This window comes from Salinivibrio sp. PR5, from assembly GCF_001996085.1.
Classification (GTDB): domain Bacteria; phylum Pseudomonadota; class Gammaproteobacteria; order Enterobacterales; family Vibrionaceae; genus Salinivibrio; species Salinivibrio proteolyticus.
Window position 1 is genome coordinate 71,571 of the sequence record NZ_MUFK01000004.1, and the last position, 17,406, is coordinate 88,976.

Sequence of the window (17,406 nt, forward strand, 5' to 3'; positions counted from 1 at the left end):
CCCGTCCCTAGGGTACCGCGAGCCCATCCAGCGCATCGCGGGTTCACAGCGCCGGATGATTTTTATCCGACATGGCAAGCGCGCTAATGTATCAACACTGAGACAGGATTGCTATTTTTAAGTTAAAAAACAGTCAACTAGAGAGCACTTAGAATCAAGATCACACATACTGTCCGGCTACCCAGCCGGAGCTCCAGGCCCATTGGAAGTTATAGCCGCCGAGCCAGCCGGTGACATCTAGCACTTCACCGATAAAATACAGGCCGGGAATATCTCGCGCTTCAAGGGTTTTCGAGGAAATTGCGTGGGTATCCACCCCGCCAAGCGTCACTTCTGCGGTGCGGTAACCTTCGGTGCCGTTTGGGGCAATGGACCACTGGTGAAAGTAGTGATGAAGCTGATCGAGCTGTTTGTCATCGAGCTGCTTGAGCGGTTTATCTGGCAAGCTATCGCGCGCAATCAAGACCTCGACCAGGCGTTTGGGGAATAGGCGAGACAGTGAGGTTTTTAAGGTTTGGTTGGGGTGCTTATCACGCATCGCCACCAGCACCTCTTTTAGTGACTCACTGGGGAGTAAATCGATAGTGACCGCTTCGCCCGGCTGCCAAAACGAGGAGGTTTGCAACACCGCCGGTCCCGATAAGCCGCGGTGGGTAAAGAGCAGGTTCTCGGTAAAACACACCCCCGATTCGGTGGTGATCGAACATGGCACCGACACCCCGGAAATATCAGCAAAGCGGGTTTTGTCTTCTTGGTGCAAGGTATACGGCACCAAGGCGGCGCGGGTGGGCAGCACTTTTAAGCCAAATTGTTCGGCAAGCTGATAACCAAAGGGGGTGGCGCCGAGCTTGGGCATCGAAAGGCCGCCCGTGGCAACCACCAACGACTGGCAGCGCACCGGCTCGCCATTGAGTTTAAGGCGAAAGCCGGCTTCTTCTTTTTCGATATCATGCACTTCACAGCGATAGCGTTGACTGATGGTGGCTTGGTCGCATTCGGCCAAGAGCAGGTTAACGATATCCTTGGCGCTGTCATCACAAAACAGCTGGCCGTGGTCACGCTCGTGATAGGCCACACCATGGGTGGCCACCAGACCAATAAAGTCCCATTGGCTGTATTGTGCCAATGCGGATTTGACGAAGTGCGGGTTTTCACACAGGAAGTTACTCGCGGTGACATCATAGTTGGTGAAATTGCAGCGTCCGCCGCCTGAGATCAGGATCTTGCGGCCCGGTTTTTTGGCATGATCCACCACCAAAACACGGCGGCCACGTTGGCCTGCTTGTGCCGCACACATCAATCCTGCCGCACCGGCACCAATCACAATTACATCATACTCAGTCACACGCTTACCTGTTTATTCTCTGCTCACCCTGTGGGAGCGGCATTGTAGCAGCCCGCACGTGAGCGGCAAGCGCGATTTAACGCGCCTGCGCTTCGGGCGGTGGCACCATGGCATCGGCGCCCTGCGCCATCAGGCTTGGATCCATATGCAGCGTACGAGTTGGGAAGGCAATATCCGCACCGTGCTGATGAATAATACCAATCACTTGCAGCAGTACATCCTGCTTCACGCGGTGATAACGTTGCCAGTTCACCGTTTTGGTGAAGGTGTAAATAAAGAAATCGAGCGAATGTGGGCCAAAGCTATTGAAGTTCACAATCAAGGTTTGTCGTGTTTCAATGTCTGGGTGGGCTTCAAGCATGGCATACACATCGTCAATCACCGCGCTGATTTTATCGGCGTCTTGGTAACGTAGTCCGATGGTTTCATAGATGCGGCGGTTGAGCATCCGCGAGGGGTTCTCGACCACCACGTTACTGAATACCGAATTGGGAACGTATAAAGGGCGCAAATCAAAGGTGCGCACCACCGTCATGCGAATACCAATTTTTTCCACCGTGCCCTCAATATTGCGATCGGGAGAGCGTACCCAGTCGCCCACTTTAAATGGGCGATCAAAGTAAATCATCACCCCACCAAAGAAGTTCGACAGTAAGTCCTTGGCGGCAAAACCAACAATTAAACCCCCGACCCCACCAACGGTCAGTAGGCCAGAAACACTGACCCCGAGGCTTTGCAGCAAAGAAATAATCCCCACGCACACAAACAGCGCACGCAGTATATTGCCCATGGTGTTGATGGTGGTGTGATCACGATTGCCGGTTTCAATCATGACTTCTTCACCGCTGTTGACCAAGCGCAGCAAAATCCAAATGACCACCCACACCACCACCAAGTCTTGCACCAAGGTGAGCCAACTGAGCGAGACATCGCCAGCGGTATTATCGATGATAATTTCAATGGAGTGCGAGGCAGGCCATAGCCAAATCAGCACACTTAGCGGTGTATCGATAGCCGGCCAAATAATATCGTCCCAGCGGGTAATGGTCTTTTCCGCCAGCGCTTTGAGTCGCCCCACCAGTACATGCCAAATCGCCCACGCGATAGCACTAAAACCAGTTAAAGTGACCACATCGGAAATCCATTCCCACGCGGCGGCTTGATGTAGGGTCTGCCACCAGTCAATCAGGCTTTGCATGCTTTCCTCAACAGACGGTTTTTACTCAGAATGTTGTCAGCCTAACAAAAAAAATGCTGACCTGAGTCAGCATTTTTTTGGATATGAGAGCGTTCGCTTACCAGCCCGCAAAAGCGACAAGAAAAAAGGTCGCGAGCAAAGCACCGAACAATGCCACATTAAGCATAAACAGGTGACGGACTTTGTTGCACTTACCCACAAACAGCTCGTCATGATGGTGCAAGTACTCTTGGCTACGAATGTACTGGTACAGGCGCTTTTGACGAGAAATATCGCCTTGGGGTGAGAGTGAGAAAAAGTTGTTATCTCCACGACAAATTTGCTGATAAAGCAATGGATTGGCGTCGCGTAACATCACAACCAGTGCGCGTAGTGAAGACAAGTAGCGCGCAAAATTAACCAATGTGACGGTAAACACTGCCACAATTAGGATATCACCGTTCATATACATCTCCCTCCGCAACCCAGTGAGGCGGCCGAGGGAGAAAGATAAACTTACAGCCCTGCGGTGCCGTCCATCACTGACGATGAGTCCTCTTGAGCCATGGCAGACAAGTCTTTATCAATAAAGAACAAGGCTTTGCCATCTTCGCCCACCAACTCGATCTTATCGAGTATGCCTTTAAACAGCTTTTCTTCCTCGTGCTGCTCAGCCACGTACCACTGCAGGAAATTAAAGGTTGAATAATCCTGAGTTGTAAACGCAACGTGCGCTAGGCTATTGATCTTTTCCGTGATTAAACGCTCGTGTTGATAGGTTTCACGGAACACTTCGCCCAATGATGCGAACTCGTGGCGCGGTGCGTCAATTGAGCCCAAAATAGGCATCGCACCAGTCTCGCTCACGTAGGTGAAAAGACGCTGCATATGCTGCATTTCTTCCTGCGCGTGCTTATGGAGGAATCGCGCAGCGCCTTCAAATCCTTTGTCTTCACACCAAGCACTCATTTGTAAGTATAGATTTGATGAGAAAAACTCCAAATTGATCTGCTCATTGAGTCTGTCAACCATGGCGGGTGCTAACATATAAAACGTCCTCTTTATTTGGGGTTAGCTGTCATTCTGACCAGCAGCACGTCCCTTTTCAAGCGGATATCGCCGACAAACGTGTGTGGTGCCGAGTCATCTGCCGAATTTATGACAAACATCATTGTCGAATTCTTAATCGGAATGCGATCGCAGTGACTGTTTTTAATACGCAAGCTCGCTAGACTGCGATGACAACCTCACATAAAAAGGATAACTCTATGTCATATAAGCATATTTTAGTTGCTGTTGATTTGTCGGAAGACAGCGAACGTTTGGTTGCCAAAGCCGATTCTCTTGCCCAAGCTGTCGGCGCGAAATTATCGCTGGTCCACATCGATGTGAATTACGCCGAGCTTTATACCGGACTTATCGATATTAACTTGGTCGAATCGCGTAACCGCGTCATTGAAGAAGCTCAGCACAAACTGAATCAACTGGCGGGCAACGCACAGGTGCCTGTGACGCATACCCTAGTTAGCAGCGGCGACCTTGCTGAAGAGATCACAGAATCAATTCAAAACATGGGAATTGATTTGGTTGTCGTTGGCCATCACCAAGACTTTTGGAGCTCACTGCTCTCATCTACCAAGCAGCTGCTCAACAAAACACCGGTCGATCTGTTGATGGTGCCGATCCGCGACTAATCTCTGACGTCACACAGGGCGATGAAGGCGGTCACTCCGCCTTCTTTTTGACCTTATTGCACTGTGTTCAGCGAACCAATTGCGTCCCCGTGATGAAACGGTACACTGCCTTTTTATTTACAATATCGAAGGAACCGAGTCATGGGGTATCTTAGCGGGGTCACACTGCTGTGGGCCTTTTCATTTAGTTTGATTGGGGTGTATCTCGCCGGCCAAGTGGACAGTTATTTCGCGGTCCTGATGCGGATTGTACTCGCCGGGCTGGTATTTTTACCCTTCTTGCGTCCTCGCCAAGTAAGACCGGCCTTTGCCGCTCAACTGATGCTGGTCGGGGCATGTCAGCTAGGCATCATGTACTGCTTCTTCTATCAGTCTTTCCTATTCTTGTCCGTGCCAGAAGTGCTGCTGTTTACCGTCTTTACCCCGCTTTACGTCACCTTGATTTACGATGCCTTGAAGCGTCAGTTTAGCGCGTGGTATCTGGTCACCGCCGCGATAGCGGTGCTCGGCGCCGTGGTGATCCGCTACGCCACCGTCAATCCAGACTTTCTGGTCGGCTTTTTGGTGGTACAAGGTGCGAACCTTTGCTTTGCGATTGGCCAAGTCGGTTACAAATACCTGATTGAGAAGGAGCAAACGCCCCTTCCCCAACATGCGGTGTTTGGTTGGTTTTATCTTGGCGCCTTAGTGGTGGGCGTGCTGGCTTTTGCACTGTTGGGCAATAGCGACAAACTGCCTGCTACGCCAACCCAGTGGGGTGTATTAATTTATCTAGGCACTATCGCGTCAGGGCTGGGCTATTTCTTTTGGAATAAGGGCGCTACGCTGGTCAACTCGGGGGCACTCGCGGTGATGAACAATGCGCTGATCCCAGCCGGGATTGTAGTGAACGTGCTGATTTGGAACCGCGATGCGGATCTTCTGCCGCTACTCAGCGGTGGGATACTGATTTTAGCCGCGCTGTGGTTTAACCAAACTTGGGTAAAGCGCCGCGTCGAGGCCCAGCGGGGTGCCGCCCAGCGGGGTGCCGCCCAGCAGTAGGTGGGCCGTCCCAAGACCTCAGTCTCCCAAGTACAAAACAGGCAGGGAAATCCCTGCCTGTTTACTTAGCCGATAAAGAAGGCTCGATCAGATAAAGGCAAACGCGTCTGAGTAGAGATGATCACGACTCACACCGCGTTCTTTGCAGAACATGTCGCGTGCGACACCTGCCATATCAAAACGACCCGCAATATAAATGTCATAAGCGCCAAGGCTGACAAAATCTTCCATCACCGCTTCTAACACATTGCCTACTTTGCCGCGCCACTCGCCTTCAGCTTGCTCCACGACAGGCATAAAGGTAATGTGCGGATGCTGTTCCGCCAATGCTTGCATCTCGTCATGGGCATAAAGCTGACAAGGGGTACGGGCGCCCCAATAAATAAAGATCGGCGACTGTATCTTATGGCTAATACAGTGATCGACCATGCTGCGCACGTAAGAAAAACCGGTCCCGCCAGCAATCAGTAGCAAGGGACGATCGCTCTCACGCAGCCAAGCATCACCGGCAGGCTCAGTAATTTCAAAGTCCGCTTCACCGCTTTCTAGTACGGCTTTGGCTTTCTCAACCACTTCTAACGCAAACGGATTCTCGTCCGCCGCACCAACGTGCAGCTCGAGTTCACCGCCATTTTGACGACAAGGGCTGCTTGCCAGCGAAAACGGGCGTTTATCTTTTTCGCCCATCACCGCCATCACGTATTGCCCTGGCTGGTAGCGCACCGCTTGCTGCGGTTTCAGGACAATGCGGTAGGTGTGACACGCCAACGGCTCAACGGCTGTCACTTCACATAGTATCGACATTCTGTTCCTCTGTTCGTTTTGCTACAGCCGATGAGGTTATAAGAGGCGGCATCACTACCGCCTTGGGCTGTGTTTTTATCGTTACGGTGAATGCTAGCGCATTCCAATAGGATTAGTCTAAGATCCCTAATTCATCCCAAATCGCGTCGATGCGCGCAACCACGTCTGGGTCTTTGGCAATGGGCGTGCCCCACTCGCGATCGGTTTCCCCTTGCCATTTGTTGGTGGCATCGAGGCCCATTTTCGAACCCAGCCCCACCACAGGCGAGGCAAAGTCGAGCGAGTCGATAGGGGTGTTTTCCACCATCACGGTATCGCGCGCGGGATCCATACGCGTGGTGATCGCCCAAATGACGTCATTCCAATCACGTGCGTTGACGTCATCGTCACACACTATCACAAACTTGGTGTACATAAACTGACGCAAGAACGACCACACGCCCATCATCACCCGCTTGGCATGACCGGGGTATTGTTTTTTCATGGTCACCACCGCCATGCGATACGAGCATCCTTCAGGCGGTAGGTAGAAATCGACAATCTCTGGGAACTGCTTTTGCAAAATCGGCACAAACACTTCGTTAAGTGCCACGCCTAAAACGGCAGGTTCATCCGGTGGACGCCCCGTGTAGGTGCTATGGTAAATCGGTTTTTTGCGCATGGTCAGATGCGTCACAGTGAACACATGGTGACGCTCAACCTCATTGTAATAACCGGTATGATCGCCATACGGCCCTTCATCCGCGTATTCATTGGGGTCGATATAACCTTCCATCACGATTTCCGCACTGGCCGGTACATCCAAATCGTTGCTGATACACTTGGCCACTTCGGTTTTACTGCCGCGCAATAAGCCAGCAAACGCATACTCGGATAAGGTATCCGGCACCGGTGTCACCGCCCCGAGAATGGTGGCAGGGTCAGCGCCATAAGCCACGGTCACCGGAAATGGCTCGTTAGGATGGGTTTGCATCCAGTCGTGCAAATCTAACGCACCACCGCGATGGGCTAGCCAACGCATGATCACTTTGTTTTTGCCAATCTTTTGCTGGCGGTAAATACCCAGATTTTGCCGTTTTTTGTTGGGTCCGCGGGTAATGGTCAGTCCCCAAGTCAACAAGGGTGCCACATCACCGGGCCAGCAACGCATCACCGGAATCTTATCCAGATCGACCTCATCGCCGCTCAGCACCACCTCTTGGCAACGCGGACGCCGTACGGTTTTCGCTGGCATGTTGAGCACTTGACGAAACACCGGCAGTTTATCGAGCGCATCTCGAAAGCCTTTGGGCGGCTCAGGTTCTTTCAAGTAGGCAAGCAGTTTACCCACCTCTCGCAGCTCAAGCACATCCTCACGCCCCATGCCCATCGCAACGCGTTTTGGGGTTCCAAAGAGGTTGGCAAGCACGGGCATCTCATAGCCAATGGGGTTTTCGAACAATAACGCCGGACCGCCCGCTCGCAGGGTACGGTCGCAAATCTCGGTGATCTCCTGATCAGGATCCACCGGTTGGGCGATGCGTTTGAGCTCGCCTTGGGCTTCAAGATAGTCGATAAAATCGCGCAGATCGGAAAATTTCATATCAGGCTCAACGGGTTAATAAACGCCTTAATGATACCAAGCAAACCGGTATCCGGATCGGTGAAGCGGTGACATTAGCGCGACGACAGCGCAGATGCAATGTGCTGACGGCCTAGCGGGCCCAACTCGGCTTGTAAGCCGGTTAGCCATTCCCCTTTACCCGCCTCGACCAGCAGTTGCGCTACCTGATCACCTTGGCGCAATGACAGCTGTGCCACAAGAAAATCAGCAACCGGCGCTGGCAACGGTGACAAGCTGGCAAGCTGGCGAATCGCGGTGGCACGCAAAGAGGGGTTTCTTGCCGCGGCCATCATTTGGCTTACCGAAAAGCTATCACTCACCTGCCCTTTCAGGGCATGTAAGGCCTCTAAGCTATACGCATCCGTGCCTCGACGCCATAATCGCGCGTACAGTTCCGGATGCTGCGTTTTCTCGGCGAGCACCGCCAAGATTGCGTTGTCAGGCAGCCAGAGCAACCGTGGGTCATGCAGGTATTGATCGGCCAAATAGGCCAAACCATTGGCCTCATAGTCACCAATCATCGCCACCAAGGCATCACGGCGCCGCGCATAATCAGGGTCGTCAGGTTTCACCCAATCAGCAATCACCAACTGGCGATAGCTTAATAACATGCCGAGCTCCTGGGTCAGTTGCTCGTGCTGATACCGGTTTAATTGCTGACGTGCCGCTGCCGCATAGTGGAAAGCGGGAGTGGTAACCCAATAGCCGTCTTGCTGATGACGTAATAAAAAATGCGGTTGCTGGTGACTAAGATCGCGCAAGAAAGTGCGCCAATCGGAGTTATCCAAACGTGTGGGTGTGGAAAGGAGGCGGTACAAGGTCGCCTCTTGGATCAACGGCGACAGGCTTTGTAGGTGAGCACGCAATCCGTCAATATCATCAGCCATTTGTCGCTGAAACGCGATCGCCATGGCTTGCTGGGTAGAAGGCGTCTCTAATAAGCCATCAATAAACGCCTGTGTCACGATTTGTCCGCTCGGCGTTGACGCCTCCGTGACCGCTGCGCGGCTGGGCATTGTGCCTACGACTAGGCATGCTATCAGCACTAACACGCGAAAACATCTTGCCATCCGTTGCAATCCTGTACCACTTGTAGCAATCCGGCTACATCCATGTCGGGTGAGACCATTGTGCGAAGTCAGCGTTCAATAGGCAATAAAAAAGCACTGCCCGCAGACAGTGCTTTTCACAATTACGATCCGGATCAGGAGTTTTGACGTCGCATGGCGTCAAAGAACTCATCATTGGTCTTCGACATGGCCAGCTTATCAATCAAGAATTCCATGCCTTCGATTTCCCCCATTGGGTGGACAATCTTACGCAGGATCCACATCTTCTGTAGTTCATCCGCTTTAGTCAGCAATTCTTCGCGACGGGTACCAGAGCGCGTGAAGTCAATGGCTGGGAAGACACGCTTCTCGGCAATCTTACGTGACAGGTGCAGTTCCATGTTACCTGTACCTTTAAATTCTTCGTAGATGACTTCGTCCATCTTCGAGCCTGTATCCACCAGCGCAGTCGCGATAATGGTCAAGCTACCGCCTTCTTCCACGTTACGGGCCGCACCAAAGAAGCGCTTAGGACGGTGCAAGGCGTTGGCGTCGACACCACCAGTCAATACTTTACCGGAAGACGGTACAACTGTGTTGTAAGCACGCGCCAGACGAGTAATCGAGTCCAGCAGGATCACCACGTCTTTTTTGTGTTCGACCAAACGCTTGGCTTTTTCAATTACCATTTCGGCCACTTGTACGTGACGGCTTGCTGGCTCATCAAAGGTCGATGCCACCACTTCCCCTTTCACCAAGCGCTGCATCTCGGTCACTTCTTCCGGACGCTCATCGATCAACAGCACCATCAACTCACATTCTGGGTGGTTGTAAGCGATACTTTGCGCGATGTTTTGCAGCAGCATGGTTTTACCCGCTTTTGGCGGCGCAACAATCAAACCACGTTGACCTTTACCGATTGGCGAGGCTAAGTCGAGCACACGGGCAGTGATGTCTTCTGTCGAGCCGTTTCCGCGCTCCATCACCATACGTTCGCTGGCGTGCAAAGGGGTTAAGTTTTCGAAGAGGATTTTACTGCGGGCGTTGTCTGGTTTGTCGCTGTTAACTTGGTTAACTTTCAATAGCGCGAAGTAGCGCTCGCCGTCTTTAGGGGGACGAATTTTACCCGCGATGGTATCGCCTGTGCGCAGGTTAAAGCGACGAATTTGGCTTGGCGACACATAGATGTCATCTGGGCCGGCCAAATACGAGCTATCTGCGCTACGCAGGAAGCCAAACCCGTCTTGAAGAATTTCCAGCACGCCATTGCCGAAAATGTCTTCACCGCTTTTTGCGTGCTGTTTGAGGATCGAGAAAATGATGTCCTGTTTACGCAAGCGAGCTAGGTTTTCGAGTCCCATGCTTTCGCCAAGCGCAACCAGCGTCGAGACGGGTTGAGTCTTCAGTTCGGTAAGATTCATAGTGGTGAGTGTCTTGTTTGTCAAAGTTGAGGTCTGAAATTAGTTAGCGTGTCGAGACCAGTGGCATGTTCGAGAGATGAACAGAAGTACAATTTCCGTGCAATAAGGTAGCACCAAAATGGGGTATCGTCTAGTTGACAGAAAAACGACCGCCACTGGGAGGCAGTGTCGGCCGTCTTAACATTATAGGTTAGCGTCAAGGAACTCTTTCAACTGAGTTTTTGACAATGCACCAACCTTAGTTGCTGCCACGCCGCCATCTTTAAATAGCAGCAATGTCGGGATACCACGGATGCCGAACTTAGGCGGTGTACCTGCGTTCTGGTCAATGTTCAGTTTTCCGATGGTGACTTTACCTTCGTACTCGTCAGCGATTTCGTCCAGAATCGGCGCGATCATTTTACATGGCCCACACCATTCTGCCCAAAAATCAACCAGTACAGGTCCTGCAGCATTTAAAACGTCTGCGTCAAAGCTGTCGTCGGTTAGCTGCAAAATTTTGTCGCTCATCTTCTACTCCAATACATGTTTTTGTTACTGGCTAAATTGCGACCAGTAAATAATGGCACTATTTGACTGGATTCGCTTCCGTATTGCAAGCCTAAGCTGATATTCTATCCGGATGAAAATGACGCATATCACAGAGCAGAAATTTGCCGAGCTCGGCTTGCACGCCGATGTTCTCAAGAGCTTGGAGGCCAAAGGGTTCACCCAATGTACGCCTATCCAAGCAAAGGCATTGCCGGTCCTGCTCACCGGCCAAGACATTGCAGGACAGGCGCAAACGGGGACAGGCAAAACCCTGGCGTTTCTGGCTGCGACGTTTCATCACTTGTTAACCACTGACGCACCAGCGTCACGGAAAACTAACCAACCACGGGCAATCATATTAGCTCCTACGCGCGAATTGGCCATTCAGATCTATAACGATGCGGAACCATTACTCGCGAATACCTCGATTACCGCAGGGCTTGCCTATGGTGGCGAAGGTTATGACAAACAGCAACAGACACTTGAACAAGGCGTTGATATTTTAATCGGCACATGCGGCCGTATCATCGACTTCTACAAGAAGAAAGTGATTGATTTGCATGGCATTCAGGCAGTGGTGTTAGATGAAGCGGATCGCATGTTCGATTTAGGCTTTATCAAAGATATTCGCTTCTTGTTTAACCGTATGCCTGCGGCTAACAAGCGCTTGAACATGTTGTTTTCTGCCACCTTGTCTTATCGCGTTCAAGAACTGGCCTTCGAGCACATGACCAACCCAGAGCATGTGGTGATCGAGCCAGAACAAAAAACCGGCCATCGCATTAAAGAAGAGCTTTTCCAGCCTTCTAACAACGAAAAAATGCCGTTGTTGCAAACCTTGATCGAAGAAGACTGGCCGGAGCGTGCGATCATTTTTGCTAACACCAAGCATCGCTGCGAGTCGATTTGGGCCCACCTTGCGGCAGACGATCATCGCGTTGGTCTACTGACTGGTGACGTTCCGCAGAAAAAGCGGGTGAAAATCCTCGAACAATTCACCAAAGGTGAGATTGATTTGTTGGTGGCCACCGATGTCGCCGCGCGCGGCTTGCATATTCCGCAAGTCACCCACGTGTTTAACTACGACTTGCCCGACGATGCCGAAGACTATGTCCACCGCATTGGTCGTACCGGTCGTGCTGGTGCCAGTGGCAGCTCTATCAGCTTTGCCTGTGAAGAATACGCCATCAATTTGCCCGCCATTGAGGAATACATTGAACACAGTATTCCGGTCAGCGAATTTGATCGCAGCGCACTGCTCACGGATTTACCGGCCCCGAAAAAGATAGCCAAACGTCAGGTGAACAGTCGTCGTAATACAGGCAAAAACAACAGCGGCAACAACCGCAACCGTCAACGTCGACGCCCACAAAAGTCGGCATAACATTCGGCAGTTATGAGGTAAGGTCGCGCCATGCGTCGTGATGGAACCACCGCTCACACATCGTCGCTTTATGCGGCGATTGATTTAGGCTCTAACAGCTTTCACATGCTGGTTGTGCGTCAAGTGGCTGGCAGTGTGCAAACACTGGCCAAAATTAAGCGCAAAGTCCGCTTAGCGGCGGGAATGAACGCACAACGTCAGCTCAGTGATGAAGCCATGCAGCGCGGCTGGGAATGCCTCGCGCTTTTCGCTGAACGCTTGCAAGACTTTGAAGCCGATCACATTCGGGTGGTGGCGACAGCCGCATTACGCCGAGCCTCGAACGCTGATGTGTTTCTCGCCAAAGCGAACCAGCTATTAGGCCACAACATCGAGATCATCTCTGGTGAAGAAGAAGCGCGCACCATCTACCAAGGGGTAGCCCATACCTCGGGCGGCCCAGGAAAACGCTTGGTGGTGGATATTGGTGGGGCCAGCACCGAGCTGATCATTGGCCAACAATTTGAGCCTGCGCTATTGCAAAGCCTTAACATGGGCTGTGTGACCTTCCTTGAAGACTACTTTGCCGACCGTGTCCTCAATCAAGCGGCGTTTGATGCCGCGATTGCCGGAGCCAAAGCGGAATTAGCGCCTCATATGGCTGCCTATCGCGCCCTCGGATGGGATTGTTGCGTAGGCGCCAGCGGAACAGTGCAAGCCTTGCAAGAAATTATGGTGACGCAAGGCATGGACGAAGTCATCACGCTGGAAAAACTCCATCGTCTACGCGACCAAGCCATTGCGTGCGGACAAATGGATGCCCTCGACATTGACGGCCTCACGCTTGAACGCGCCTTGGTTTTCCCAAGCGGGTTATCGATACTGATCGCCATTTTTGAATGCTTGGATGTCACCAGCATGACACTGGCTGGCGGCGCACTCCGTGAAGGTCTGGTGTATGAAATGATGACCGCAATGCGCCATAGCGATATACGTGCGCGCACCATCGCCAGTATTCAATCTCGCTATCAGCTCGATGAAGCGCATGGCATGACGGTGGCACAAACGGCGTTGGATTTGCTTCACCAATGTCCGCCTGACTGGGTGCCAGAGCCCCACGCCAGTAGCTTGCTTCATGCCGCAGCCTGTGTGCACGAAATTGGCTTAAGCATTGGCTTTAAACAAGACGGCGACCATGCGGCCTATTTGATCACCCATCTCGACTTACCCGGCTTTACGCGCGCTCAAAAGCAGCTGATTGCCACCTTGCTTCGCTACTATCGTGAGCAACTGGTTCGCATTGATGGCCAACATGCTTTGTCAGCGCAAAGTGCCAATCGCCTCCTGCGTTTGCTGCGTTTGGCGGTGATTTTGTGCCACCGCCGAGACAGCCGCGTACGGCCACTCAGTCGCCTTTGTGCAAACGGTGATGCGCTCACCTTAACCTTAGACACCACGTTGCTGGATACCAGCCCATTGCTGAGTGCCGAGCTGGAGCAGGAAGCCTTGCGTCAATCCAGCCTTGGTCAACCTCTGGTCGTGATCACCCACGCTGATGGCGGTGTCTAAATCGCACTCACCCATCCCGTTGAACGCAAAAAAGCCCGCCTAGCGCGGGCTCTTACTTGGTCAATCGTTGCGTGACTACGCGGAAATACCACTGTGGCGCAGCAACGCATCAGGGCTTGGCTCACGGCCACGGAAGCGAACAAACAACGCCATCGGCGCTTCGCTTCCCCCACGACTGAGGATATGGTTGAGGAAGTCTTCACCGGTTTCGCGATTAAAGATCCCCTCTTCTTCAAAGCGAGAATAGGCATCGCTCGACAGCACTTCAGCCCACTTGTAGCTGTAATAACCTGCGCTGTAGCCACCCGCAAAGATGTGCCCAAACGCATGCGGGAAGCGATTCCACTCCGGCGTGGGCACCACAGAAACCTGCTCACGTACGGCGTTAAGCGTTTCCATGATCCGTGGACCCACCTCGGGGTCAAATTGACTGAACAAGCTAAAGTCGAACAAGCTGAATTCGAGCTGGCGCAACATCGCCATCGCTGAATTGAAGTTTTTCGCCGCCAGCATCTTCTCTAGCATATCGTCCGGCAAGGCTTCTCCGGTTTGATAGTGGCCCGAGATAAAGCTCAGCGCCTCTTGCTCCCAGCACCAGTTCTCCAAAAACTGGCTCGGTAGCTCTACCGCATCCCAAGGCACACCGTTGATCCCCGAGACATCCGCCACTTCGACTTGTGTCAGCATGTGGTGAATGCCGTGACCGAATTCGTGGAACAGGGTTTCAACTTCGTCATGGGTAAACAGCGCAGGATCATCACCGACCGGTGGGTTGAAGTTACAGGTCAAGTACGCCACCGGCGTTTGTAACTCGCCATTTGTTTTACGGCGACGAACGCGACACTCATCCATCCATGCACCGCCACGCTTATTCTCACGTGCGTACAAGTCTAAATAGAAGCTCCCGCGCAGCGTGCCCTCACTGTCGTGAATGTCATAAAAACGCACATCTTTATGCCACGTATCGACACCTTGGCGTTCGGTTACCGTCATGCCAAACACACGTTTCATGACTTCAAACAGGCCACTTAATACGCGCGATTCTGGGAAGTAAGGCCGTAGCGCCTCATCAGAAATCGCATAGCGCGCCTGCTTGAGCTTTTCGCTGTAGTAAGGAATATCCCAAGGCTCCAGCGTCTCTACCCCAAACTCATGCTTGGCGTAAGCTTTGACTTCCGCGAACTCCCGCTCGCCTTGTGGGCGGGCTTTGCTGACCAGCTCATTCAAAAAGCCCATCACCTGCTCGGGGCTCTCTGCCATTTTGGTCGCCAGCGACAGCTCGCTGTAGTTGTTAAAGCCCAACAAGCGCGCCAGTTCATATTTTAAACGTAGCGACTCATTCATCAGCTCGGTGTTGTCCCACTGGCCAGCTTGCGGTCCACGATCAGAGGCGCGCGTAGAGAAGGCTTCATACATTTCTTGACGTAAGGCTTGGTTATCGCAGTACATCATGACTGGTAAGTACGAAGGAATATCAAGGGTCAGTAAGTAACCTTGCTGAGATTTACTCTCAGCTTGCGCTTTCGCTGCGTTCAGCGCTGATTCGGGCAAGCCCGCTAACTCACTTTTATCACTCACCAGCTTGCTCCACCCCATGGTGGCATCCAGCACATTGTTGCTAAATGAAGAGGAAAGCTCCGACAAGCGTTTTTGAATTTCACCAAAACGGTGTTGTTGATCGGCAGGCAGCGCAATGCCAGACAGCTCGAAATCACGCAGCGCATCGGTGATGGCTTTTTGCTGGGCCGTATCGAGTGATGAAAAATCCGCGCTGTCTTTGATGGCTTTATAGGCGTGATACAAACCTTTGTGCTGACCGCGCCACGTCGAATATTCCGACAACAGCGGCAGACAGCTTTCGTAGGCTTCACGTAGTGGTTTGCTGTTGACCACGGCGTTCATATGGCTTACTGGCGACCATAAACGGCTGAGGCGATCTTCGACTTCGGCGAGCGGCGCACAAACCGTCTCCCAACTTGGCGACGCTTGCTCAGCTGCCTGCTCGACCGCTTGGCGACAATCGGCAATCGCGGCGTCCACTGCCGGCTTAACATGCTCTGGATTGATCGCTGAAAATGGAGGTAAATCCTCAAATTGAAGTAGCGGGTTGGACATAATGCCTTCCTTTTTGCTGACGAGACGCCCGTGCTTCGCGCGTCTAAACGATAAGTGACCTCATGTATATGCCGTCTGTGAGAACGCTTTTCAATCCCTGCACTCCAACTTATACAGATTGCGACCGTTACAAAATGATTCTGAGACTGCCGCCACACCACAGGTTTGGTAAGCTTACATTCACTCAACCTCAATGGTCAGCGCGGCGCCACTTTACAAGCGACCTGAAACGCGACAAGCTGACCACGAAACAAAAGCCAGAAGCACGCTCGTGCGTATAAGATGGAGAAAGACATGGCGAAGCATTTCGACTACATCTGTATCGGTGGCGGCAGCGGCGGTATTGCCTCTGCCAACCGTGCCGCGATGCACGGTGCCAAAGTCGCCCTGATTGAAGCAAAACACCTCGGTGGAACCTGTGTAAACGTGGGCTGTGTGCCCAAAAAAGTGATGTGGCATGGTGCGCAAGTTGCCGAAGCCCTCAATCTTTATGCCCCGGATTATGGGTTTGATGTTGAAGTGAAAGGCTTTGACTGGTCAACCTTGATCAATAACCGCGAAGCCTACATCGGCCGTATCCACAAAGCCTACGAAAACGTGTTGGGTAAAAACAACATTGATGTCATTCACGGCTTTGCGCGCTTTGTCGATAACAAAACCGTCGAGGTAGACGGCGAACACTACACCGCCGATCATATCTTGATTGCGGTTGGTGGCACCCCCACGATTCCGAACATTCCCGGTGCTGAACATGGCATCGACTCAGATGGTTTCTTTGCCCTCACCGAACAACCTAAGCGTGTCGCCGTGGTCGGTGCTGGCTATATTGCGGTTGAGATAGCAGGCGTACTGCATGCGCTAGGGTCAGATACCCACTTGTTTGTGCGCAAAGACCGTCCGCTGCGAAGCTTTGACCCCTTGGTGACTGACACCTTGGTCGAAGTGATGGAAAAAGAAGGCCCGACGCTGCATACCCAGTCGGTGCCTGTCTCTGTCACCAAAGAAAGCGACGGCAGCCTGACCCTTGCGTTCGAGAACGGCACCACGCATAACACAGACACACTGATCTGGGCGATTGGCCGCCATCCAACCACCGACAAGATCAATTTGGCCGCGACCGATGTACAAACCACCGCGAACGGCTACATCAAGGTAGATGCTTACCAAACCACCAGCGTGCCGGGCATATACTGTGTCGGTGACATTATGGATGGTGGTATTGAGCTCACCCCTGTGGCGGTAAAAGCAGGTCGCCTGCTCTCGGAGCGCCTATTCAATGGCCAGAGCGAGGCAAAAATGGACTATGACCTCGTCCCAACCGTGGTATTTAGCCATCCGCCAATCGGCACCATTGGCTTGACCGAGCCCGAAGCGCGCGCCAAATATGGGGATGACAATATCAAGGTCTACACCTCGACGTTTGCGGCAATGTATACGGCCGTCACCCAGCACCGCCAACCTTGTAAAATGAAACTGGTGTGTGCCGGTGACGATGAAAAAGTCGTGGGCCTTCACGGTATCGGCTTCACCGTCGATGAAATGATCCAAGGATTTGCCGTGGCAATGAAAATGGGAGCGACAAAAGCAGATTTTGACAGTGTGGTCGCGATTCACCCGACCGGTTCAGAAGAGTTTGTTACCATGCGCTAAACCCGGTATCGGTAAGAGCAACGCCGAGCACTGTGCTCGGCGTT

At 52.4% G+C, this 17,406-nt stretch carries 14 protein-coding genes and 1 pseudogene; 5 read left to right on the top strand and 10 right to left on the bottom strand.

Going from position 1 to position 17,406, the window contains the following annotated elements; all coding sequences use genetic code 11:
• Positions 1 to 160: 160 nt before the first annotated feature.
• The 4 genes from BZG82_RS02930 to ftnA all read right to left on the bottom strand — a co-directional run bounded on the left by BZG82_RS02930 (position 161) and on the right by ftnA (position 3,569).
• Positions 161 to 1,345: an NAD(P)/FAD-dependent oxidoreductase gene (locus BZG82_RS02930; protein ID WP_077765129.1), complete on the bottom strand. Its 1,185-nt coding sequence runs from the start codon at positions 1,343 to 1,345 to the stop codon at positions 161 to 163.
• Positions 1,346 to 1,421: 76 nt separating this feature from the next.
• Positions 1,422 to 2,543, bottom strand: a complete 1,122-nt coding sequence (locus tag BZG82_RS02935; protein WP_108742949.1) for a mechanosensitive ion channel family protein — start codon at positions 2,541 to 2,543, stop codon at positions 1,422 to 1,424.
• Between the two features lie 97 nt (positions 2,544 to 2,640).
• On the bottom strand, positions 2,641 to 2,988 hold the full coding sequence (locus BZG82_RS02940; RefSeq protein ID WP_077479557.1) for a universal stress protein UspB: 348 nt from the start codon (positions 2,986 to 2,988) through the stop codon (positions 2,641 to 2,643).
• A 50-nt stretch (positions 2,989 to 3,038) separates the two neighbouring features.
• The gene (gene ftnA, locus BZG82_RS02945) at positions 3,039 to 3,569 is read right to left on the bottom strand and encodes a non-heme ferritin (RefSeq protein ID WP_069590230.1); all 531 of its coding nucleotides are present in this window, start codon (positions 3,567 to 3,569) and stop codon (positions 3,039 to 3,041) included.
• Between the two features lie 221 nt (positions 3,570 to 3,790).
• Between ftnA and BZG82_RS02950 the strand changes: the two genes are divergently transcribed.
• Both BZG82_RS02950 and BZG82_RS02955 read left to right on the top strand, forming a co-directional pair.
• Positions 3,791 to 4,216 (top strand): universal stress protein, encoded by a 426-nt coding sequence (locus BZG82_RS02950; RefSeq protein ID WP_077479558.1) that lies wholly within the window; start codon positions 3,791 to 3,793, stop codon positions 4,214 to 4,216.
• Between the two features lie 141 nt (positions 4,217 to 4,357).
• Positions 4,358 to 5,257, top strand: a complete 900-nt coding sequence (locus BZG82_RS02955; protein WP_077765130.1) for a carboxylate/amino acid/amine transporter — start codon at positions 4,358 to 4,360, stop codon at positions 5,255 to 5,257.
• An 87-nt stretch (positions 5,258 to 5,344) separates the two neighbouring features.
• Here BZG82_RS02955 and fre read toward each other — a convergent pair whose 3' ends face one another.
• The 5 genes and pseudogenes from fre to trxA form a co-directional block, all read right to left on the bottom strand.
• A complete protein-coding gene (fre, locus tag BZG82_RS02960) occupies positions 5,345 to 6,061 on the bottom strand; it encodes an NAD(P)H-flavin reductase (protein WP_077765131.1) in 717 nt (238 codons plus the stop codon).
• A 130-nt stretch (positions 6,062 to 6,191) separates the two neighbouring features.
• Positions 6,192 to 7,643, bottom strand: a pseudogene (gene ubiD / locus BZG82_RS02965) (4-hydroxy-3-polyprenylbenzoate decarboxylase); the annotation flags it as partial.
• A 74-nt stretch (positions 7,644 to 7,717) separates the two neighbouring features.
• Positions 7,718 to 8,629, bottom strand: coding sequence for a hypothetical protein (locus BZG82_RS02970; RefSeq protein ID WP_158075974.1), 912 nt, complete (start codon positions 8,627 to 8,629; stop codon positions 7,718 to 7,720).
• A gap of 239 nt (positions 8,630 to 8,868) precedes the next feature.
• Positions 8,869 to 10,134: a transcription termination factor Rho gene (gene rho, locus BZG82_RS02975; protein WP_069590220.1), complete on the bottom strand. Its 1,266-nt coding sequence runs from the start codon at positions 10,132 to 10,134 to the stop codon at positions 8,869 to 8,871.
• A 183-nt stretch (positions 10,135 to 10,317) separates the two neighbouring features.
• Positions 10,318 to 10,644, bottom strand: coding sequence for a thioredoxin TrxA (trxA, locus tag BZG82_RS02980; RefSeq protein ID WP_069590219.1), 327 nt, complete (start codon positions 10,642 to 10,644; stop codon positions 10,318 to 10,320).
• Positions 10,645 to 10,756: 112 nt separating this feature from the next.
• Here trxA and rhlB point away from each other — a divergent pair, with 112 nt between their 5' ends.
• Both rhlB and gppA read left to right on the top strand, forming a co-directional pair.
• Positions 10,757 to 12,049 carry an ATP-dependent RNA helicase RhlB gene (rhlB, locus tag BZG82_RS02985; RefSeq protein WP_077456815.1) on the top strand — a complete coding sequence of 431 codons (1,293 nt, stop codon included), beginning with the start codon at positions 10,757 to 10,759 and terminating at the stop codon, positions 12,047 to 12,049.
• Between the two features lie 30 nt (positions 12,050 to 12,079).
• A complete protein-coding gene (gene gppA / locus BZG82_RS02990; RefSeq protein ID WP_077677976.1) occupies positions 12,080 to 13,597 on the top strand; it encodes a guanosine-5'-triphosphate,3'-diphosphate diphosphatase in 1,518 nt (505 codons plus the stop codon).
• Positions 13,598 to 13,672: 75 nt separating this feature from the next.
• On the opposite strand, the gene prlC is transcribed toward gppA, so the two are convergent.
• Positions 13,673 to 15,712 (bottom strand): oligopeptidase A, encoded by a 2,040-nt coding sequence (prlC, locus tag BZG82_RS02995; RefSeq protein ID WP_077765133.1) that lies wholly within the window; start codon positions 15,710 to 15,712, stop codon positions 13,673 to 13,675.
• A gap of 294 nt (positions 15,713 to 16,006) precedes the next feature.
• Between prlC and gorA the strand changes: the two genes are divergently transcribed.
• On the top strand, positions 16,007 to 17,362 hold the full coding sequence (gorA, locus tag BZG82_RS03000; protein WP_077677978.1) for a glutathione-disulfide reductase: 1,356 nt from the start codon (positions 16,007 to 16,009) through the stop codon (positions 17,360 to 17,362).
• Positions 17,363 to 17,406: the final 44 nt, after the last annotated feature.